The 20,812-nt window shown below is 70.6% G+C and carries 18 protein-coding genes; 8 read left to right on the top strand and 10 right to left on the bottom strand.

The window, feature by feature from the left end:
- Nucleotides 1-110: 110 nt before the first annotated feature.
- The 4 genes from ASF43_RS00700 to ASF43_RS00685 are packed head-to-tail and all read right to left on the bottom strand — an operon-like array spanning nt 111 to nt 4,804.
- Nucleotides 111-1,262, bottom strand: a complete 1,152-nt coding sequence (locus ASF43_RS00700) for a BMP family ABC transporter substrate-binding protein (RefSeq protein WP_056175287.1) — start codon at nt 1,260-1,262, stop codon at nt 111-113.
- A gap of 38 nt (nt 1,263-1,300) precedes the next feature.
- Nucleotides 1,301-2,221 carry an ABC transporter permease gene (locus ASF43_RS00695; RefSeq protein ID WP_056175284.1) on the bottom strand — a complete coding sequence of 307 codons (921 nt, stop codon included), beginning with the start codon at nt 2,219-2,221 and terminating at the stop codon, nt 1,301-1,303.
- A complete protein-coding gene (locus ASF43_RS00690; RefSeq protein ID WP_056175281.1) occupies nt 2,221-3,291 on the bottom strand; it encodes an ABC transporter permease in 1,071 nt (356 codons plus the stop codon). The genes ASF43_RS00695 and ASF43_RS00690 overlap by 1 nt, the downstream gene beginning before the upstream one ends.
- A complete protein-coding gene (locus tag ASF43_RS00685) occupies nt 3,278-4,804 on the bottom strand; it encodes an ABC transporter ATP-binding protein (protein ID WP_056177943.1) in 1,527 nt (508 codons plus the stop codon). Before ASF43_RS00685 ends, ASF43_RS00690 begins: the two co-directional genes overlap by 14 nt.
- Nucleotides 4,805-4,976: 172 nt before the next feature.
- Between ASF43_RS00685 and ASF43_RS30305 the strand changes: the two genes are divergently transcribed.
- Together ASF43_RS30305 and ASF43_RS30300 are read left to right on the top strand one after the other, a co-directional pair.
- A complete protein-coding gene (locus ASF43_RS30305; protein ID WP_162241747.1) occupies nt 4,977-5,555 on the top strand; it encodes an alpha/beta fold hydrolase in 579 nt (192 codons plus the stop codon).
- 4 nt (nt 5,556-5,559) lie between these two features.
- The gene (locus ASF43_RS30300) at nt 5,560-5,832 is read left to right on the top strand and encodes an alpha/beta fold hydrolase (protein ID WP_156373082.1); all 273 of its coding nucleotides are present in this window, start codon (nt 5,560-5,562) and stop codon (nt 5,830-5,832) included.
- Here the strand turns inward: ASF43_RS30300 and ASF43_RS00675 are convergent.
- Nucleotides 5,829-6,725, bottom strand: coding sequence for an OmpA family protein (locus ASF43_RS00675; protein WP_056175278.1), 897 nt, complete (start codon nt 6,723-6,725; stop codon nt 5,829-5,831). The genes ASF43_RS30300 and ASF43_RS00675 overlap by 4 nt on opposite strands.
- A gap of 81 nt (nt 6,726-6,806) precedes the next feature.
- A complete protein-coding gene (locus tag ASF43_RS00670) occupies nt 6,807-7,208 on the bottom strand; it encodes a DUF4398 domain-containing protein (protein ID WP_056175275.1) in 402 nt (133 codons plus the stop codon).
- Between the two features lie 272 nt (nt 7,209-7,480).
- On the opposite strand from ASF43_RS00670, the gene mdlC reads away from it, so the two are divergent.
- The 4 genes from mdlC to ASF43_RS00650 all read left to right on the top strand — a co-directional run bounded on the left by mdlC (nt 7,481) and on the right by ASF43_RS00650 (nt 14,168).
- A complete protein-coding gene (gene mdlC, locus ASF43_RS00665) occupies nt 7,481-9,085 on the top strand; it encodes a benzoylformate decarboxylase (RefSeq protein ID WP_082497528.1) in 1,605 nt (534 codons plus the stop codon).
- Between the two features lie 31 nt (nt 9,086-9,116).
- Nucleotides 9,117-10,082 carry a tripartite tricarboxylate transporter substrate binding protein gene (locus ASF43_RS00660; RefSeq protein WP_056175272.1) on the top strand — a complete coding sequence of 322 codons (966 nt, stop codon included), beginning with the start codon at nt 9,117-9,119 and terminating at the stop codon, nt 10,080-10,082.
- A gap of 110 nt (nt 10,083-10,192) precedes the next feature.
- Nucleotides 10,193-13,666, top strand: a complete 3,474-nt coding sequence (locus ASF43_RS00655; RefSeq protein ID WP_056175270.1) for a PAS domain S-box protein — start codon at nt 10,193-10,195, stop codon at nt 13,664-13,666.
- A 34-nt stretch (nt 13,667-13,700) separates the two neighbouring features.
- Nucleotides 13,701-14,168, top strand: coding sequence for a thioesterase family protein (locus tag ASF43_RS00650; RefSeq protein WP_056175268.1), 468 nt, complete (start codon nt 13,701-13,703; stop codon nt 14,166-14,168).
- Between the two features lie 6 nt (nt 14,169-14,174).
- Here the strand turns inward: ASF43_RS00650 and ASF43_RS00645 are convergent, their stop codons facing one another.
- From ASF43_RS00645 to ASF43_RS32095, 4 genes are all read right to left on the bottom strand, one after another.
- Nucleotides 14,175-14,477 (bottom strand): flagellar basal body protein, encoded by a 303-nt coding sequence (locus ASF43_RS00645; protein ID WP_056175265.1) that lies wholly within the window; start codon nt 14,475-14,477, stop codon nt 14,175-14,177.
- A gap of 171 nt (nt 14,478-14,648) precedes the next feature.
- Complete coding sequence (locus tag ASF43_RS30295) at nt 14,649-14,843, bottom strand: hypothetical protein (protein WP_156373080.1); 195 nt, start codon at nt 14,841-14,843, stop codon at nt 14,649-14,651.
- 23 nt (nt 14,844-14,866) lie between these two features.
- Nucleotides 14,867-15,529 carry a hypothetical protein gene (locus tag ASF43_RS00640; protein ID WP_056175261.1) on the bottom strand — a complete coding sequence of 221 codons (663 nt, stop codon included), beginning with the start codon at nt 15,527-15,529 and terminating at the stop codon, nt 14,867-14,869.
- Nucleotides 15,526-17,064, bottom strand: coding sequence for a methyl-accepting chemotaxis protein (locus ASF43_RS32095; protein WP_200932398.1), 1,539 nt, complete (start codon nt 17,062-17,064; stop codon nt 15,526-15,528). Before ASF43_RS32095 ends, ASF43_RS00640 begins: the two co-directional genes overlap by 4 nt.
- Before the next feature lie 252 nt (nt 17,065-17,316).
- Between ASF43_RS32095 and mutS the strand changes: the two genes are divergently transcribed.
- Both mutS and ASF43_RS00625 read left to right on the top strand, forming a co-directional pair.
- Nucleotides 17,317-19,980: a DNA mismatch repair protein MutS gene (gene mutS, locus ASF43_RS00630; RefSeq protein ID WP_056175256.1), complete on the top strand. Its 2,664-nt coding sequence runs from the start codon at nt 17,317-17,319 to the stop codon at nt 19,978-19,980.
- On the top strand, nt 19,977-20,804 hold the full coding sequence (locus ASF43_RS00625) for a proteasome-type protease (protein ID WP_056175253.1): 828 nt from the start codon (nt 19,977-19,979) through the stop codon (nt 20,802-20,804). The genes mutS and ASF43_RS00625 overlap by 4 nt, the downstream gene beginning before the upstream one ends.
- The last annotated feature ends 8 nt before the right edge of the window (nt 20,805-20,812 follow it).

The following is a 20,812-nucleotide window of genomic DNA, read 5'->3' as shown; positions in this document are numbered from 1 at the left end:
GCCACGGCGTTGGTGGTCAGCCTGTCGGCCGCACGTGCAGCACGCGCAGCGAGGTTGCACCACGCAGACGGCCGCCCGAAGGCGGCCGTCATACAGGCGCAGCGCCCGGCTTACTTGTCGCCCGGCACCTTGCCTTCCACGCCCTTGACGTAGAACTTCACGCCCGACAGGAACTTGTCGTCGGCAACGGCGTCCTTGGCCACGACCTCCGTGCCCGCGTTGTCCATGATCGGGCCCTTCCAGATCGAGAAGCTGCCATCGGTCAGGCCCTTCTTGATGTCAGCGATCTTGGTCTTGATCTCGGCCGGCACGTCGTCGGCGATGGACACCATGTCGATGGCGCCTTCCTTCACGCCCCACCACACGCCGCCCGTGGACCAGGTGCCTTCCAGCGCGTCCTTGGTGGCCTTGATGTAGTACGGCGCCCAGTTGATGATGGCCGAGCCCAGGTGGGCCTGCGGGCCGTAGGCCGTCATGTCGGAGTCCCAGCCGAAGGCGCGCTTGCCCTTGTCCTGCGCGGTCTTGAGCACAGCGGCCGAATCGGTGTTCTGCATCAGCACGTCGGCGCCGCCGTTGATGAGCGCGGTGGCGGCCTCGGTTTCCTTGGGCGGGTTGAACCACTCGTTGACCCAGACCACTTTGGTCGTGACCTTGGGGTTCACCGACTGCGCGCCCAGCGTGAAGCTGTTGATGTTGCGCACCACTTCGGGAATTGGAATGGACGCCACCACACCCAGCGTGTTGCTCTTGGTCATGGCACCGGCGATCACGCCGGCCATGTAGGCGCCCTCGTAGGTGCGGCTGTCGTAGGTGCGCAGGTTGGGCGCCGTCTTGTAGCCAGTGGCGTGCTCGAACTTCACGTCGGCCGCATCGGGCGCGACCTTGAGCATGGGCTCCATGTAGCCGAAGGTGGTACCGAAGATCAGCTTGTTGCCCTGGCCCACGAGATCGCGGAACACGCGCTCGGCGTCGGCCGACTCGGGCACCTTCTCGACGAAGCTGGTGACGATCTTGTCGCCGTATTCCTTCTCCAGCGCCTTGCGCGCGTTGTCGTGCGCGAAGGTCCAGCCGCCATCGCCGACCGGGCCGACATAGGCGAACGCGATCTTGAGCGGCTCGGCCTTGGCCGGCGCCGGGGCTGCAGCGGGCGCCGCGGCCGTGGGTGCGGGCTCTTCCTTCTTGCCGCAGGCCACGAGCGCGGCGGCCGCGATGGCGCTCAGTGCGGCCACTCTCAACATCGAACGTTTCTTCTGGTCGGTCATGAAATCTCCTAGCGTTACAAGCGAAAAGGCGGCCCGGATTATGAGCCTGGGTAAAACGGCTTTCCGATGGAGTTGGGCATGTTCGCCCGGATCCACGCGGGGTTGCGCGAGATGATGGCCAGCACCACCACGGGCGCCAGGTACTGCAGCATCGACAGGAACTGGCTGGGCACCTGCACGCCCTGGCTCTGCAGGAAAAAGCCCAGCTGCCCGACCCCGCCGAACAGGTAGGCGCCCAGCAGCACGCGCGCCGGCCGCCAGGTGGCGAAGGTGGTCAGCGCCAGCGCGATCCAGCCGTTGCCGGCCACCATGCCCTCGACCCACAGCGGCGTGTAGACCACCGACAGGTAGCTGCCCGCCAGGCCGCACAGCGCGCCGCCGGCCAGCACGGCCAGGAAGCGGATGCGCCGCACCGGGTAGCCCAGCGCGTGCGCCGACTCGGGCGACTCGCCCACCGAGCGCAGCACCAGCCCGGTGCGCGTGCGCATCAGGAACCAGATCAGCGCGCCCGTGAACAGCATCGCCAGGTAGACCATGGGGTGGTGGCGAAACAGCGCCGGGCCGAACCAGGGGATGTCGCTCAGCAACGGGATCGCGTAGCGCGGCGCCGAAGGCAGCTTCTCCTGCACGTACGACACGCCGACGAAGGCCGAGAAGCCCGTGCCGAACAGGGAGAGCGCCAGGCCGGTCGCGTACTGGTTGGTGTTGAACCAGATCACCAGCACGCCGAATGCGCCGGCCAGTGCGGCCCCGGCCGCCATCCCGGCCGCAAAGCCCACCCAGGTACTGCCGCTGTGCACGGCGGCCGCGAAGCCGGCGATCGCCGCGCACAGCATCATGCCCTCGGCCCCCAGGTTGATGATGCCGGCCTTCTCGTTGATGAGCAGGCCGAGTGCCGCCAGCGCCAGCACGGTGCCGGCGTTGAGCGTGGCGGCCAGCAGGAGTGCGTAGGCGTCCATCACGCAGCCCTCCGCAGACCCGTGAAGCGCACGCGGTAGGCGATCAGCGTGTCGCAGGCGAGCAGCGTGAACAGCAACAGGCCCTGGAACACGCCGGTCAGCGATTTGGGCAGGCCCAGGCGCGACTGCGCCAGCTCGCCACCGATGTAGAACATGCTCATGAGGATGGCCGAGAAGATCATGCCGACGGGGTGCAGCCGCCCGACGAAGGCCACGATGATGGCCGCGAAGCCGTAGCCGGCCGGCACATAGGGCGTGAGCTGGCCGATCGGGCCCGCCACCTCCAGCGCCCCGGCCAGGCCGGCCGCGCCGCCGGAGGTGAGCAGCGCGATCCACAGCGCGCGGCGCGACGAGAAGCCGGCATAGCGCGCCGCCGCTGGTGCCAGCCCGCCGACCTGCTGCGCGAACCCGGCCCGCGTGCGGAACAGGAAGATCCACAGCGCACCCGCGCCCACCAGTGCGATCAAGAGCCCGATGCTCATGCGCGAACCCTTCATGAGCCGCGGGATCTGCGTCACCGCCTTGAAGGTCTTGCTCTGCGGAAAGTTGTAGCCGCCCGGGTCCTTCCACGGCCCCTGCACGAGGTAGCCCAGCAGCTGGACCGCCACGTAGACCAGCATCAGGCTGACCAGGATCTCGCTGGCATTGAAGCGGTCGCGCAGCAGCGCCACGATGCCGGCCCAGAGCATGCCGCCCAGGATGCCGGCCATGAGAATGGGCACGACGATCCAGCCGCCCGTGCCCTTGCCGGCCATCAGCGCGACACCGCCTGCGCAGATGGCGCCGATCACGAACTGGCCCTCGGCGCCGATGTTCCACACGTTGGAGCGGAAGCACACGGCCAGCCCCAGCGCGATGATGAGCAGCGGCGTGGCCTTGACCATGAGCTCGCCCAGCGCATAGGTGGCGCGCAGCGGCTCCCAGAAGAACACGCCCAGGCCGCGCAGCGGGTCCTTGCCCAGCGCCACGAACAGCGCCGTGCCGATCAGCACCGTGATGGCCAGCGCCAGCAGCGGCGAGCCGTAGCTCCAGAATTTCGACGGCTCGGGGCGTGCCTCAAGCTTCAGCATGCTGCACCTCACCGGCATGCGTCCACAGCCCCGACATCCATTCGCCGATCTGCGGCACCGTGGCCTGCGCGCGCGCGACGGAGGGCGACAAGCGCCCCTTGGCGATCACGTACAGCCGATCGCTGATCTCGAACAATTCGTCCAGCTCCTCACTGACCACCAGCACCGCGCAGCCCGCATCGCGCAGCGCGAGGATGGCGCCACGGATCTGCGCCGCGGCGCCCACGTCCACGCCCCAGGTGGGCTGCGAGACGATGAGCAACTTGGGCTTGGCGTCGATCTCGCGGCCGACGATGAACTTCTGCAGGTTGCCGCCCGACAACGACTTGGCCGCTGACTGCGGCCCGCCGGCCTTGACCTTGTAGCGCGCGATGATCTCGCCGGCCTGCTGCGACAGCTGGCGCACCTTGATCCAGCCGCTCTTGCCGATGGCGTCGCTGCGCGTGAGCAACAGGTTGTGCGCCAGGCTCAGCGTGGGCACGGCGCCGCGGCCCAGCCGCTCCTCGGGCACGAAATGCATGCCCAGCGCACGCCGCCTGGCCGGGCGCAGCCGCGCGGCGTCCTGCCCGAAGATGCGCACCATGGCCGGCGCGGCGCGGCAGTCCTCGCCCGACAGCGCGTAGAGCAGCTCGCGCTGCCCGTTGCCCGACACGCCGGCGATGCCGACCACCTCGCCGGCCCGTACGTCCAGGCTGATGCCGTCCAGGTCCACGCCGAACTGGTCCTCGCGCGGCAGCGTCAGGCCCTGCACCTGCAGCACCGTGGCCCCGGCCTGCACGGCGCGGTGCTGCAGCGCGGGCGGCTCGGCGCCGATCATCAAGCGGCTCAGCGAGGCGTTGCTCTCGTTCTGCGGGTTGCACACGCCCGTGAGCTTGCCGCCGCGCAGCACGGTGCAGGCCGTGCACAGCTCGCGGATCTCGTGCAGCTTGTGGCTGATGTACAGGATGCTGCAACCCTCGGAGGCCAGCTTCTTGAGCACCACGAACAGCTTCTCCACGGCCTGCGGCGTCAGCACCGAGGTCGGCTCGTCCAGGATCAGGAGCTTGGGGTTGGTCAGCAGCGCGCGGATGATCTCCACGCGCTGCATCTCGCCCACCGACAGCGTGTGCACGGGCCGCGTGGGGTCGATGTCCAGCCCATACTCGCCGGCCTTGGCCCTGATGCGCCGCGTGACCTCGGCCAGCGCCAGGCTCTTGTCCAGGCCCAGCCATACGTTCTCGGCCACGGTCAGCGTGTCGAACAGGCTGAAGTGCTGGAACACCATGCTGATGCCCAACGCGCGCGCCTCCTGTGGGTTGCGGATGTGGACCTCCTGCCCGTCGAAACGCACCGTGCCTTCGTCCGGCTTCACCGAGCCGTAGATGATCTTCATCAGCGTGGACTTGCCGGCGCCGTTCTCGCCCAATACGGCGTGGGTCTCGCCCGGCATCACCGTCAGCGAGACGTCGCTGTTGGCCACCACGGAGGGGTAGCGCTTGGTGATGTGGGTCAGTGCCAGTCGTGGATTCGTCATGTTGTCGGGAGGCACCTCAAGGCAGCGGAGATAAGTCTGCATGCCCAGCAAGCTCGATGCCACCTCGCAGAGGCCGGCAGCGCACCAAAACCGGGCATGCGGTCGCCGATATTACGTGCGGCCGTTGCCGGGCTGGCTACCATGCGCGACCGATCCGTCCAGGGAAAACCCGATGCCCGCCACGCCACCGCCATTGCTCCTGGCCCCGTTGCGCGTCGACGGCGTGGACGTGCGCGTCGACGGCCCGCCCAAGGCCCCGCTCGTCCTGCTGCTGCACGGCTGGCCCGACACCCTGGCGCTGTGGGACGCGACCGTGGCCGCGCTGGCCACCGGCTACCGCTGCATCCGCTTCACGCTGCCGGGCTTCGACCTCGCCCAGCCGCCACGCGCGACCTCGGCCGCCCGCATGGTGCAGCTCATCGATGCCGTGCTGGACGCCGCCGGCGTGGCCGCGCCCGTCACGCTGCTGCTGCACGACTGGGGCTGTGTGTTCGGGTACGAGTACGCCGCACGCCGCCCCGCGCGCGTGGCGCGCATCGTGGGTGTCGACGTGGGCGACCACAACAGCGCGCCGCTGCAGCGCGCCCTGGGGCCCAAGGGCCGGCGCATGGTGTTCGGTTACCAGGTGTGGCTGGCCGTGGCCTACAAGCTGGGCGGCGGCCTGGGCACGCGCATGGCGCGGTGGATGGCGCGCCGGCTGCGCTGCCGCGCCACACCTGGACAGATCGGCGCGCAGATGGGCTACCCGTAATGCCATGCGCTGGTTCGGCACGGCCGGTGGCCTCTCGGGGCTGGCGACGGTAGCGGACCTGGCCTGCCCGGTGCTGTACATCTATGGCGAGCGCAAGCTCTTCATGTTCCATTCACCCGAATGGATTGCCCAATTGAAAGCCCGGCCCGGCAGCGCTGTGCAGGCGCTGCCGACCGGGCACTGGGTCATGCTCGACAAGCCCGAAGCGTTCCGGGCCTGCGTGCGGGCTTGGCTGGACGCGGGCGGCGTGCCAGCCTGCAAGGCAATCGGAGCCTAGCCGCGCGTGTTGGAGATCACGATCTCCACGCGCCGGTTGCGCTGGCGGCCTTCGCCGGTGTCGTTGCTCGCCACGGGCACGGCCTTGCCCAAGCCCTTGGTGACGATGCGGCCGCCGTCCACGCCACGCGCGACCAGCGCGCCGCGCACCGATTCCGCGCGTTGCTGCGACAACGCCAGGTTCAGCGCATCGGAGCCGGTGGAGTCGGTGTGGCCTTCGATGTCCAGCGTGCGCTCGGGGTTGTCGCGCATGAACTGGGCCAGGCGGTCCAGCGTGGCGAAGGCACCGGGCTTGAGCTCGGCACGGCCGGTGTCGAACAGCACGTCGCCCAGGGTCAGCACCATGCCGCGCTCGGTCTGCTGCGCCTGCAGCGCGGCCATCTCCTGCTGCAGCCGCGCCACGCGGGCCTGGGCGGCCTGCGCGGCAGCGCCCTGCTGCTGTGCCTGGCTGCGCGCCAGCTCGGCCTGCTGGCGTTCCCGCTCGGCCTGGGCACGGGCCTGGTCGGCCTCGGCACCACGCGCGCTGATCAGGATGCGGTTGCGCTCGGCCGCGGCGGCGGTCACGGCCTGCTCGGAGCGGGCGATGTCGCCGGACTGCAGCGCCGTGTTGGCGCTCTGGCGCGCCAGGTAGGCATAGTGCTCCACAGTGTTCAGGTCCTCACCGGCCTTGAGCGCCGCGTCGCCGCGCTGCAGCGCGTCCTGGGCGCGGCGCAGGTCCAGCGGCGCGCTGCGGGCGGTGTCGGCGTCGCTGGAGGCACGGCTGTAGAGGCTGCGGGCCTCTTCCAGCGCCGGGTTGCTGGTGGGCGAGGAGGCGCAGGCCACCAGCAGCAAGGCAGTCAGTGGCGCCAGGGCCAGGCCGCGGTGGATGCGCAGGTTCGAGAAAGAGATGTTCATGGCGGTTTCCTTGGGGTGTCGGCTGCGCCGCCGCATCTGCAGCGCGCGGGCCGAATGTGAATGGATGGGCAGCGCGGCGGCTTACTGCGTGGTGCGCTTGCCGGCTTCCTGCTTGAGCGCAGCGTTGGCGCGGTCCAGCTCCACGGCCGCCTGGCGCGAACGCTCGGCGCGTGCCTTGCGCTCGGCCAGCACGCCATCGGCCTCGGCCTGGTTGGCCAGGCGGCGGGCCTCGGGGAATTGCTCGGCGCGCATGGCGGCATCCGCCTTCACGAGCTTGTCACGAGCGGCCAGCAGTTCGACCGGCGCAAGCTGGCCGGCCTGGGCGGCTTCGGCTTGCGTGATCGCGGCGCGGGCCGTGGCCAGCGCGTCGGTCGGTGGCGGGCCCTTGCTGGCGCAGGCTCCCAGGAACAGGGCGGCGCTCAGCGCCAGCACGGCAGCGGCAGGACGGGCGACGCGGCGGTGGAGGGAGGTGTTGGGGGTCATGGGGAAAATCCTCGGATGGCGTGATGAAAGCGTGCAGGCCAGGATCTGGAACGGTCCGCAAAAGCGGTGGCCTGCATGGCTTGCATCCTGCACGCGCAAACCGATTGCATGCAGCCGCCAAGGCCCGGCATCCCCGTAGGCAAATCGCCCCCATGCGCGCGGGCGGTGGCCGACAGCCGCACGGCGGCCCGCGGGGCAGGCCCTATTGCGCGCGCGCCGCAGCGCCCGAAGATGGCCGGCCCAGCCCACCAACGCCACCGATCCCCACGCACATGACCGAATCTGCCACCACCGAACCCACCACCGTGCGCCATGCCGTGCTCGACCTGCTGCGCAGCCTGGGCATGACGACCATCTTCGGCAACCCGGGCTCCACCGAACTGCCGCTGTTTCTGGATTTCCCGGCCGACTTCCGCTACGTGCTGGGCCTGCAGGAATCGGTCGTGGTCGGCATGGCCGACGGCTACGCCCAGGCGACCGGCAATGCGGCCTTCATCAACCTGCATTCGGCCGCCGGCGTGGGCCACGCCATGGGCAACATCTTCACGGCGCACAAGAACCGCACGCCGCTGGTGATCACGGCCGGGCAGCAGGCGCGGTCCATCCTGCCGTTCGAGCCCTTCCTGTTCTCGGCCCAGGCCACCGAGCTGCCCAAGCCCTACGTCAAATGGAGCTGCGAGCCGGCGCGTGCGCAGGACGTGCCGCTGGCCATCGCCCGCGCCTACTACATGGCCATGCAGGAGCCCAAGGGGCCGGTGCTGGTGTCGATCCCGGCGGACGACTGGGCGCGGCCAGCGCAGCCTGTGGCGCCGCGCACCGTGAGCACCATGGCCCGGCCCGAGCCCGAGCTGCTCGAGCGCATCGGCCAGCAGCTGGACGCCAGCCGCCGCCCGGCCCTGGTGGTAGGCGCGGCCGTGGACCGCGCCGGCGCCTGGGACGCCGTGGTCGCGCTGGCCGAGCGCTACCAGGCCCGCGTGTGGGTGGCGCCCATGTCGGGCCGCGCGGGCTTTCCCGAACACCACCCGCTGTTCGCCGGCTTCCTGCCCGCCATGCGCGAGCGCATCGTGCAGCTGCTGGAGGGCAGCGACGCCGTGCTGGCGCTCGGTGCACCCGTGTTCACCTACCACGTCGAGGGCGCGGGCCCGCACCTGCCGGCCGGCGCGCAGCTGGCGCAGCTCATCGACGACCCGGCGATGGCGGCCTGGAGCCCGGTGGGCCTGGCCGTGGTCGGCAACATCCGGCTGGGCGTGCTGGACCTGCTGGCCCGGCCCGTGGCCGGCGGCGCCCGGCAGGCGCCGCCACGGCGCGCCGCGCCGCCCGAGCCAGCAGCCCCGGCCGCGGGCGAACGCATGTCGGCCGCCTACGTGCTGCACCAGTTGAACCTGGCGCGCCGCCCCGGCGACATCGTGGTGGAGGAGGCGCCGAGCGCCCGCCCTGTCATGCAGCAGCATCTGCCCATGCGCGAGAGCGGCAGCTTCTACACCATGTGCAGCGGCGGCCTGGGCTACAGCCTGCCGGCCGCCGTGGGCGTGGCGCTGGGCCGGCCCGGCGAGAAGGTGATCGCGCTGATCGGCGACGGCTCCAGCCTCTACAGCATCCAGGCGCTGTGGAGCGCGGCCCAGCTGCGCCTGCCCATCACCTTCCTGATCCTGAACAACCGCGGCTACGCGGCGCTCAACATGTTCGCACCGGCCTTCGGCTTCGCGCCCGGCGCCGAGCTGCCGGGCACCGCCCTGCCCGGCATCGACTTCGTGGGCCTGGCGCAGGCCCAGGGCTGCGTGGGCCTGCGCGCCACCGATGCGGCCAGCCTGCGCGCGCTGCTACCGCAGGCGCTGGCCTCGAGCGTGCCCACGCTGCTGGACATCGAGATCGATTGAACACACCACAGCACAACACCAGGAGACCTTGATGCAATTGCACCGACGCACCGTCCTCGCGGCCCTGGCCGCAGCCTGTGCCAGCACCGCCCAGGCCCAGGCCTGGCCTGCCAAGCCCATCCGGCTCGTCGTCAACTTCCCGCCGGGTGGCGCGGCCGACCAGATCGCACGCGCCGTGGGCGTGCCGCTGGCCGAGGCCCTGGGCCAGCCGGTGGTCGTGGAGAACCGCGCCGGTGCCAACGGCAACATCGGCGGCGAGGCCGTGGCCAGATCCGCGCCCGACGGCTACACCCTGCTCATGAGTTCGGGCGGCATGGTCTCGGTCAACCCGCATATCTACACGCGCATGGCGTTCGATCCGGCACGCGACCTGGTGCCGGTCGCCGCCGCGGCACGCGTGCTGGTCTACCTGCTGGTGCGGCCCGACCTGCCCCCGGCCACCATCGCCGGGTTCATCGCCTACCTGAAGGCCAACCCCGGCAAGCTGTCCTATGGATCGCCCGGCAACGGCAGCTCGCCGCACCTGGCCGGCGAGATGATGAAGAGCCAGGCCGGCGTGTTCGCCGTGCACGTGCCCTACCGGGGCGCCGCCCCGGCGCTGCAGGACCTGCTGGCCGGCCAGATCGACTTCTTCTTCGACCCCGGCATCGGCCTGAACCAGGTGCGCGCCGGCAAGCTGCGCCTGTTGGCCGTGGGCAGCCCGCAGCGCTCGCCGGCCTTCCCCGATGTGCCGACGCTGGCCGAGGCCGGGCTCAAGGGCTTCGACGCCGACACCGTGTTCGGCTTCTACGCGCCGGCCGGCACGCCGCCGGAGGTGGTGGCGCGGTTGAACCGCGAGATCAACCGCATCCTGGCCACGCCAGCGCTGCGCGAGCGCATGCTGGCCCTGGGCGGCGAAGCACTGCCGCTCACGCCCGCGCAGTTCCACCAGCGGGCGCTGGACGACTCCGCACGCTTCGGCGCCATCATCCGGGAGCGTGGCATCCGCGGCGATTGAGCCGCGCTGCCTATTGTTCGCCCCGCCGGGATGGCCTATAACGGCCGCTCACCGGCCGCGCTCGCTGCAGTGGCCATGGCAAGGTCCGTTGGCGAAAGGCGGGAGACACATTGGGCGAACCTGGGCTTGCGCTGCTGGCGTTGCTGTCGTTCGGCGTTGCCGCACTGGCGCTGTGGCGCCTGGCCGCCACCCGCCACGCGCTGCGCCGGCTGCAGGCCGACGCGGTGCAGCGCCAGCAGGCCCTGGCCGACAGCGAGACCTTTTTGCGCACGGTGATGGAATCGGGCCTGTCGGCCCTGCTCGTGGCCGACCGTGAGGGCCGCATCCGCCATGTCAACCCGCGCTGGCTGGAGATCTTCGGCTACACCCAGGACGAGCTGCCCACGCTGCGCGCCAGCGCCGTGCACGCCGACCAGGGCGAAGGGCGCGAACGCCTGGTCGCGCTGATGCAGCGCGACCAGCGCATCCGCAACGCCGAGACGCGGCTGGTGCGCAAGGACGGCACCGTGTTCTGGGCACGACTGAGTTCATCACGCGTGCAGGTGGGCGAAGAGACGCTGCTGGCCACGTGGATCGACGACATCGGCGACGAACACGATGCCGCCGAACGCCTGCGCGTGCTGGCCGACGAGCAACACCTGCTGCTGGACAACCTGCAGGTCGGCATCGTCTACACCGGCGATGGCCGGCTGCTGCGTGCCAACCCGCAGTTCGCCCGCATGTTCGGCTTCGCCGACACGGACAGCCTGGTCGGCCAGGACTCGCGCTGCCTGTACCCGAGCGAGGCCGAGATGCAGCGCTTCGGCGCCGCCGTGGGCCAGGCCTTCGCGGCCGGCCGGGTGTTCAGCGGCGAGTGGACCGCCGCGCGCCAGGACGGCAGCACCTTCGACGCCTATGCCCGCGCCCGCGCCATCACGCGGCCGGGCTACGAGCGCGCCACGATCTGGATGATCGACGACATCACCGAGCGCAAGCGCGCCGAGGACGCGCTGCGCATGGCCCACGCCGCGCAGCTGGCCATCTTCGAGACCGTCGGCGTGGGCATCTGCATCGTGCGCAACCGCACCATCGAGCACTGCAACCGCCGCATGGAGGAGATCTTCGGCTACGGCCCGGGCGAGCTGCTGGGCCAGCCCACGCGCATCTGGTATCCCGACGACGAGTCCTATGCGCAGGGCCGTGCCATGGCCTATGCGCGCCTGGGTGTCGAAGGCCGGCACGACCAGCAGGTGATGCGCAAGGACGGCTCGCGCTTCTGGTGCCGCATGCAAGGCCGCTTCATCGACGGCGACGCGGCGCACGGGGCGGTCTGGACCATGGACGACGTGACGGCCGAGAACGAGGCCGCCGAGGCGCTGCGCGAGGCCAAGCGCACGGCCGACGAGGCGACGCAGGCCAAGTCGATGTTCCTGGCCAACATGAGCCATGAGATCCGCACGCCCATGAACGCCATCATCGGCATGTCGCACCTGGCGCTGCGCACCGATCTAAACCCCAAGCAGCGCGACTACATCGCCAAGGTGCACGGCGCCGGCACGGCGCTGCTGGGGATCATCAACGACATCCTGGACTTCTCCAAGGTCGAGGCCGGCAAGCTGGACCTGGAGGCCGTGCCGTTCCAGCTCGACGAGGTGCTGGGCAACGTGGCTTCGTTGCTGGGGCAGAAGGCGTCCGACAAGGGGCTGGAGCTGCTGCTGGACGCCGACCCCGCGCTGCCCCCCACGCTCGTGGGCGACCCGCTGCGCCTGGGGCAGATCGTGACCAACCTGGTCAGCAATGCGATCAAGTTCACCGACGCGGGCCAGGTCGTCGTCAGCGCGCGGCCACTGGAGCGCGGTGCCGACAGCGTGCTGCTGCGCGTGGACGTGCGCGACAGCGGCATCGGCATGACGGCCGAGCAGGCAGCCCGGCTGTTCCAGGCCTTCTCGCAGGCCGATGGCTCCACCACGCGCAAGTACGGCGGCACCGGCCTGGGCCTGACCATCAGCAAGCGCCTGGCCGAGGCCATGGGCGGCAGCATCCAGGTCGAATCCGCCCCCGGCCAGGGCAGCCTGTTCTGGTTCACGGCCCGGCTCGGGCTGAGCCTGGCACCGCCCGCGGCGCGACTGGCCATGCCGGCATCGGCCCGCGGCATGCGCGCGCTGGTGGTGGACGACAACGCCGCGGCGCGCGAGATCTTCTCGGCCCTGCTGGGCGAGCTGGGCTTCGCGGTGCACACGGCGGCGTCGGGCGACGAGGCCATCGCCGCCGTCGAGCAGGCCGGCGCCGGCCAGCCCTTCGGCCTGCTGCTGGTGGACTGGCGCATGCCCGGGCTGGACGGCATCGCCACGGTTGCGCGCATCGCGCGCATCCGCCGGCCGGCGCACATCGTGATGGCCACGGCCTTCGGCCAGGAACAGGTGCGAGCGCAGGCCGAGCGCGCCGGTGTCGATGCGTTCATCGTCAAGCCGGTCAGCCCGTCCACGCTGGTCGACACGCTGGCCCGCCTGCTGGCCCCGCACGGCGCCGCGCCGCCCCAGGCCGGGGCGTCAGCGGCCGAGACGCTGCCGCTGCGCGGCGCGCGCCTGCTGCTGGCCGAGGACAACGAGATCAACCAGCAGATCGCCGTCGAGCTGCTCGAAGGCGCCGGCGCCAGCGTGGTGATTGCCAACGACGGCCGGCAGGCCGTGGACATGGCCAGCGACGGCAGCACCTACGACGCCGTGCTGATGGACCTGCAGATGCCCGTGCTCGACGGCATCGAGGCCACGCGCGCCATCCGCGCCGACACCCGCCTGGCCGACCTGCCGATCATCGCCATGACGGCGCACGCCATGGCCGAGGAACGCGAGCGCTGCCTGGCCGTGGGCATGGTCGACCACATCACCAAGCCGCTCGACCCGCAGGCCATGTTCGACACGCTGGCGCGCTGGGTGCGCACGCGCAGCGCCGCGCCCACGGCCGGCGCCCCGCCACGCGCAGCCCCGGCCGCAGCCCCCGAGGCGATGCCACTGCCCGCGGTGCCAGGGCTGGACGCGGCCGCCGGCCTGTTGCGCGTGGGCGGCAACCGTGCGCTGTACCTGCGGCTGCTGCGCCAGTTCGCCGACAAGCAGGCCGACGCCGACCAGCGCATCGCCGCCGCGCTGGCCGCGGGCGACAGCGCCACGGCCGAGCGCATCGCCCACACCGTGCGCGGCGTGGCCGGCAACATCGGCCTGGCCGCCGTGCAGCGCAGCGCCGCCACGCTGGAGCAGGCCATCGGCAGCAACGGCGACGCCGGGCCGCCGGCCGCCGCGTTCGGCGCCGACCTGGCCCAGGCCATCGCCGACCTGCGCCGTGCACTGGCACGCGACGACGTTGCCGAGACCACGCCCGCCGCGCAGGACCTGGCCTCGGCCGCAGCCCATGCCACGCGGCTCGCGCAACTGCTGGCCGCCAGCGACGGCGAGGCCGGCGACCATTTCAGCGCCCACCGCGCCGCGCTGCGCCAGATGCTGGGCGCCAGCGCCACGGCGCGCATCGAAAGCGCGCTGGGCGAGTACGAGTTCGAGCAGGCGCTGGACGACCTGCGCCAGGCGGCCGCCGCGCGCGACCTGGTGCTGTAGGGCGCCGCACCAGGGTGCACCGGCACAATGCCGCATGCCCGAGACGCCTGTTGCAGCCCCCGCCTCCCGCACCGTCGTGCACCACGTGCGCGTCGAGTTCGGCGACTGCGACCCGGCACGCATCGTCTGGTTTCCGAACTACTTCCGCTGGATCGACGCGGCCTCGCAGCACTTCTTCACCACCTGCGGTGTGCCGCCCTGGCACGAACTGGAGAAGACCACGGGCATCCTCGGCACGCCGCTGGTGGACACACAGGCCCGGTTCGTGAAGACCGCCAGCTACGGCGACCTGTTGCAGATCGAGGCCCGCGTGTCGGCCTGGCGCCGCAGCAGCTTCACGCAGAGCTACCGCGTGCTGCGCGCGCAGCCCGATGGCACGGGCGCGCCCGACCTGATCATGGAATGCGAGGAGGTGCGCATCTTCGCGGCGCACCGTGATGGCGACGACCGCGCCATCCGCGCGGTGCCGATCCCGGAATCGATCCGGGCGCTGTGCACCTGAGCGGGATCAGGCCCGGTCGTCCAGCAGACGGCCCAGGGTCTGCTCGACAGTGCGAAACACCGCGAGATTGGCGAGGAAGGAATTCTTGGCCGCCAGCGCGCCGACCATGTCCGTCACCAGCGACGGCCCCGCCTCCGCGGCCCGCTCCGTGCGCGCCTGCACGCCACCGCCGTCGGGCAGTGCCTGCTGCTCGACCTCTTGCCGGCGAAAGCCCTCGGTCTGCACATTGGCGACGTTGTGCGCGGACACCTGCAGGCGTTGCTGCGCGACCTGCATGCCGCTCAGGGAGATCGATGAAATGGAGGCCATGGGGGGATTGGGCCACTCACTCGCTCAGCATGCAACCCAATCGCTGAGTAAATTTGTTTCGAAGACGAACAAGTTGGCAGTTCCCGCCCCTTCGTCGACCGGCAGGCGCGGCCCTTGCGCTGCAGATGCCAGGCCACGTGGGCGCCGAATGCGGCCCGGGTCGCGGCTTGCTCAAAGCAGGCCATGCAGCATGAGCAGGCCGAGGCAGGCAACGGTCACGGCATCGGTGATCACGCCATCGCGCACCATGCGCTGCACCTGGTTGGTGGGGAAGGCGCGGCAGACCAACCCGAGCTCTTCGGGCTCGACTCGTTGCGCGGTCGATTCTCGCAGTTGCCGAGCGGGCGATGCCGGGGCGCTTGCCATGGCCCGCGGACCGCCGCGCGCGCTCACCACCCCACCCGCACCCCCACGCTGAACACCGCCTTGCCATCGGACCGCCCCAGCGTCCCGTCCACCTGCACGTTCTTGACCACCTCGCGCCGCAGCCCGAACTGCAGCGTCGGCTTGGCGTGCTGCTGGCCGAAGAGCTCGACGTGCGCCGTGACATCGCCCAGTTCGAACTCCTTGGCCGCGCCCCAGGTCTTCAGCGTCGGGCCGCCGTCGGCGCGGTTGGCGCCCAGGTTCACGTGCAGCGGCCCGCCTTCGATGTTGCAGGTGAACAGCCCATTCACATAGGTCGCCTGCCCGCCGCCACGGTTGAAGTGCGCGCGGCCGACCACAGCGCCGATGTTGCAGCCGCCTTCGCGTGAGGGGGTGAGCCGCAGCTTGGCCTGCAGCGCGGTGGCGGTGGCGGGGCCGGAGAAATCGCGCTCGACCGCCCCGCCCAGTTCCAGCCCGTCCAGCACGCCCACGCCGAACGCGGTGGTCCACAGCTTGTCGCGGCTGGCCGGGCGGCTGTACCAGCTTTCCAGCTGGCCGCCGCCCACCTCTGCGACGTTGGCGTCGTCCACGGTCAGCGGGCGGCCGGCCCAACTGGTGCTGGCCAGCGCCATGAGGCAGACCAGGGCCACCGGGCGGGCCAAGTGCGCCACGTGGCGCGGCGCGCTCATGCAAGGCTCCGCGTGCGGAACACCGACACCGCATCGACCAGCGCCTGGGCCTGGCCCTTGAGGCTGCTGGCGGCAGCCGCCATCTCCTCGACCAGGGCCGCGTTCTGCTGCGTCGTCTGGTCCATCTGCGTGACGGCCTGGCCGACCTGCGAGACGCCGCTGGCCTGACCGTCGCTGGCGGTGCTGATCTCGCCCATGATGTCGGTGACGCGGCGGATGGCAACGACGACTTCGCCCATGGTCGTGCCGGCCTTGTCGACCAGCCCGGTGCCCACCGCCACGCGCTGCACGCTGGTGGCGATCAAGGCCTTGATTTCCTTGGCGGCTTCGGCCGAGCGCACGGCCAGGCCGCGCACTTCGGACGCGACGACGGCGAAGCCGCGGCCCTGCTCGCCGGCACGGGCCGCTTCCACCGCCGCGTTCAGCGCGAGGATGTTGGTCTGGAACGCGATGCCGTCGATCACGCCGATGATGTCGGCGATCTTGCGCGACGAGTCTTCGATGTCCTTCATGGTGCGCACGACCTGGCCCACGACTTCACCGCCCTGGGCCGCCACGCCGCTGGCGCGCACGGCCAGCTCCTTGGCCTGGCGCGCGCTGTCGGCGTTCTGCGTGACGGTGGAGCTGAGCTGGTCCATGGACGCCGCCGTCTGCTGCAGCGCGCTGGCCTGCTGCTCGGTGCGGGCGGACAGGTCGTGGTTGCCCTGCGCGATCTGCACGCTGGCGCTGGCCAGGCTGTCGGCGTTGCTCTTGACGCTGACCACGATGTCGCCGAAGCGCGACTGCATGCGCGCCATGGCGTCGAGCAGTTGCCGCGTCTCGTCGTTGCCGCAGGGATGCACGGCCGACGTGAGGTCGCCCTGCGCCAGCTGGTCGGCCACGTGGACCGCGCTGGCCATGGGCTGCGAGAGCTGGCGCGCCAGCCACAGCGCGGCAGACAGGAGCAGCACGGCAGCCACCGCGAGCGAGGCCGCGACCTGCAGCCGTGCCGTGGCCACGCTGGCGGCGGCGGCCTCGTGCACGGCCTCGCTCTTCTTGCCGATCAGGTCGGCCTGTTGCGCCATCTGGCTTTCGAGGTCGGAAAACACCTTCTGGAACGCCGGCACCTGGGCCTGCGCGGCCGCCGCGTCGGTGACGGCCAGCGCCTGCAGGCGCGTGGCGCTGTCGGTATAGGTGGTCACCATCGGCAAGGTGCGGGCCACCGTCTGCTTGACCTCGTCGGAGATCGGCAACTGCTGCAAGGTGGCCAGCGCCTTCTGGAAAGTCCTGGCGTGGTCCTGCAAGCCTTGCCGCGCCTGGGCGATCTGGGCCGGGTCGCGGTTGTGCGCGCCCAGCAGCGCCAGCAGCACGTCGCTGCGCACGGCGTCGTGCATCATGTCGGCCTCCTGGCTGCTCTGCAGCGCCGAGCCCATGGCGACCGATTGTTCGATGGCATCTGACAGCCGCCCTGCCTGGTACAGCCCGATCCCGCCGACCAGTCCGGCCAGCACGACGGCCACCACTCCCAGACCAATGACTTGGTGACGAAGCTTCATGGACCCCTCCACATCGGACGCACCCTCGTTGGGCAACACCATCCAATTTCAACAAATTAGCTCTAGCTTCGCCACTAATATCGAGAAAGATTAGTCGTTGTCGACCGACAGATCAGTCGAAACGCCCGCCCGTCGGATCGCGCCATGGAACGGACGGCTCCGGGACGGGTTTTTGCCGGTCTGCCGGGTGCCATGCGGAACTTGGAGAAAATCGCGCCCCCACCGACGACCCGACCAGCAGCACAAGCCCCCATGGATCCGCGCACCGTAGACGTTTCTGCCCACACCCCCATGATGGCGCAGTACCTGGCCATCAAGGCGGAGCACCCGAGCACCTTCGTGTTCTACCGGATGGGCGATTTCTACGAGCTGTTCTACAGCGACGCGGAACGCGCGGCCGACCTGCTGGGCATCACGCTCACGCGGCGCGGCCAGTCGGCCGGTGCGCCGGTGGTGATGTGCGGGGTGCCTTTCCACGCGCTGGAGGGCTACCTCGCCAAGCTGATCCGCCTGGGCGAATCGGTCGCCATCTGCGAACAGGTGGGCGAGGTCACGGGCAAGGGCCCGGTGGAGCGCAAGGTGGTGCGCGTGGTCACGCCGGGCACGCTGACCGATGCCTCGCTGCTGGCCGACAAGACCGAGTCCGTGCTGCTGGCCCTGCACCCCGGCCCGCGCCAGGCCTGCGGCCTGGCCTGGCTCAGCCTCACGCATTCCGAACTGCACCTGGCCGAGTGCCGCGTGGACGATCTGCCGGTCTGGCTGGCCCGCATCTCGCCGAGCGAACTGCTGCTGGGCGCCGACGTTCCCGACGCGCTGGAGGCGCGCATCAAGGGCCTGCGCCTCACGTCGCCGCAGGGCGGGCCGCTGGCCATCTCCACGCGCCCGGCCTGGCAGTTCGACAGCGCGCTGGGCCAGCGCAAGCTGTGCGAGCAGCTGCGCGTGGCCAGCCTGGCGGCCTGGCATGCGGACGCCCTGCCCCAGGCCCATGCCGCTGCGTCGGCCCTGCTGGCCTTCGCCGAGCACACGCAGGGCCAGGCGCTGTCGCACCTGCAGGCGATCCGCGTGGCGCGGGCGGACGCGGCCATCGACCTGCCGACCAGCACGCGCCGCAACCTGGAGCTGGTGCAGACGCTGCGCGGCGAAGACAGCCCCACGCTGTTCTCGCTGATGGACACCTGCATGACGGGCATGGGCAGCCGCCTGCTCAAACGCTGGCTGCTGGAGCCCCAGCGCGACCGCAGCGAGGCCCATGCGCGCCTGCTGGCCACCACGCAATTGCGCGAGACGCATGGCCCGGCGCAATGGAACCGGCTGCGCGAGCAGCTCAAGGGCACGAGCGACGTGGAGCGCATCGGCGCGCGTACGGCGCTGTACCAGGTCCGCCCGCGCGAGCTGGTCGCGCTGCAACTGGCGCTGGTCAAGTCCGGCGAACTGGCGGCGCGCCTCACGGGGCTGGACGGCCTCCTGGCCGGCATCGCGCAGGACCTGCAGCCGCCCGAGGGATGCGCCGCGCTGCTGGCCGCGGCCATCCTGGAGGAACCCGCCGCCATGGTGCGCGACGGCGGTGTGATCGCCACCGGCCATGACGCCGAGCTGGACGAGCTGCGCGCCATCCAGACCAACTGCGACGCCTTCCTGCTCGACCTGGAAACGCGCGAGCGCGCGCGCAGCGGCATCGCCAACCTGCGCGTGCAGTTCAACAAAGTGCACGGCTTCTACATCGAGGTCACGCAGGGTGCGCTCGACAAGGTGCCCACCGACTACCGGCGCCGCCAGACGCTGAAGAACGCCGAGCGTTTCATCACGCCCGAGCTCAAGGCCTTCGAGGACAAGGCCCTGTCGGCCCAGGAGCGCGCGCTGGCGCGCGAGAAGTGGCTCTACGACCGGCTGCTGGGCCAGCTGCAGGCCTACGTGCCCGCGCTGTCACGCCTGGCCCAGGCCCTGGCCGCGCTGGACGTGCTGGCCACGCTGGCCGAGCGCTCGCTCACGCTCAACTGGTGCGCGCCGCAGTTCGTGAAAGAGCCGTGCATCGCCATCGAGGGTGGCCGCCACCCGGTCGTGGAAGCGCGCCTGGCCGAGACCTCGCAGGCCCCCTTCATCGCCAACGACACGCAGCTCTCGGTGCGCCAGCGCATGCAGGTCATCACCGGGCCCAACATGGGCGGCAAGTCCACCTACATGCGGCAGGTGGCGCTGATCGTGCTGCTGGCCAGCATGGGCAGCCATGTGCCGGCCACACGCTGCCGGCTCGGCCCCATCGACGCGATCCACACGCGCATCGGCGCGGCCGACGACCTGGCCAATGCGCAATCGACCTTCATGGTCGAGATGACCGAGGCCGCGCAGATCCTGCATGGCGCCACCAGGCACAGCCTGGTGCTCATGGACGAGATCGGCCGCGGCACCTCCACCTTCGACGGGCTGGCGCTCGCATCGGGCATCGCCGCGCAGCTGCACGACCGCACGCAGGCCTTCACGCTGTTCGCCACGCACTACTTCGAGCTGACCGAGTTCCCCGCCAGGCACCACGCTGCGCAGAACGTGCACGTGAGCGCGGCCGAGGCCGGTGGCGACATCGTGTTCCTGCACGAGATCCAGGCCGGCCCTGCAAGCCGCAGCTACGGCATCCAGGTGGCCCGGTTGGCCGGCATGCCCACGCCGGTGCTCAACCATGCGCGCCACACGCTTGAAACCCTGGAGGCCCAGGCCAGCGAAAGCCGCGCGCAGATCGACCTGTTCGCGCCGCCGCCCGTGAGCGAGGCCGTGGGACCCGGCCCCGTAGAATCGGCGCTCGCCGCCATCGACCCGGACGCGCTGACCCCGCGCGAGGCGCTCGATGCGCTGTACCGCTTGAAGAACATCGCACGCCGCGAACAGGCCGCAGGGCCCGCGGCAACGGAAGCCTCCCCCTCATGACCTACTGCGTCGCCATCAAACTCAACGCCGGCCTGGTGTTCCTGTCCGACTCGCGCACCAACGCCGGGCTCGACCAGATCAGCACCTTCCGCAAGATGATCGTCTACGAGCGCGCGGAAGACCGCTTCATGGTGCTGCTGTCGGCCGGCAACCTGAGCATCTCGCAGTCGGTGCGCGAGATCCTGCAGGTCGAGCAGTTGCAGGAGCACGAGGACAGCGAGCCCATCACCATCTGGAACGCGCGCAGCATGTTCGACGCCGCGCGCGTGCTGGGCTCGGCCGTGCGCCACGTGTACGACCGCGACGCCGTGGCACTGCGCCAGTCGGGCGTGGAGTTCAACTGCTCGATGATCTTCGGCGGCCAGATCCAGGGCGAGGGCATGCGCCTGTTCCAGGTCTACTCGGCCGGCAATTTCATCGAGGCCACGCCCGAGACGCCCTACTTCCAGATCGGCGAATCCAAGTACGGCAAGCCCGTGCTCGACCGCGTGATCACGCCCGACACGCCGCTGGACGAGGCCGCCAAGTGCGCGCTGGTGTCCATGGACTCCACGCTCAAGTCCAACCTCTCGGTGGGCCTGCCGCTGGACCTGGTGGTCTACGGCGTGGACGACTTCCAGACCAGCAAGGTGGTCTGCATCGACGAGCACAACCCCTACTTCCGCATGCTGCACGGCAGCTGGGGCCAGAAGCTGCGCGAGGTGTTCGACAGCATCGAAGACCCGCAATGGGCCGGCGGCCCGACCGAGCTGCCGCTGATGGTGGAAGCGGGCCGCAGCAAGCCGCTGCGCAAGATCACCACGCCCAACGAACGTTTAATCTGAGCCTGGGC

It is taken from the genome of Pseudorhodoferax sp. Leaf267, assembly GCF_001422405.1.
Classification (GTDB): Bacteria; Pseudomonadota; Gammaproteobacteria; order Burkholderiales; family Burkholderiaceae_C; genus Pseudorhodoferax.
This window is presented reverse-complemented; position numbering and strand designations above follow the sequence as displayed.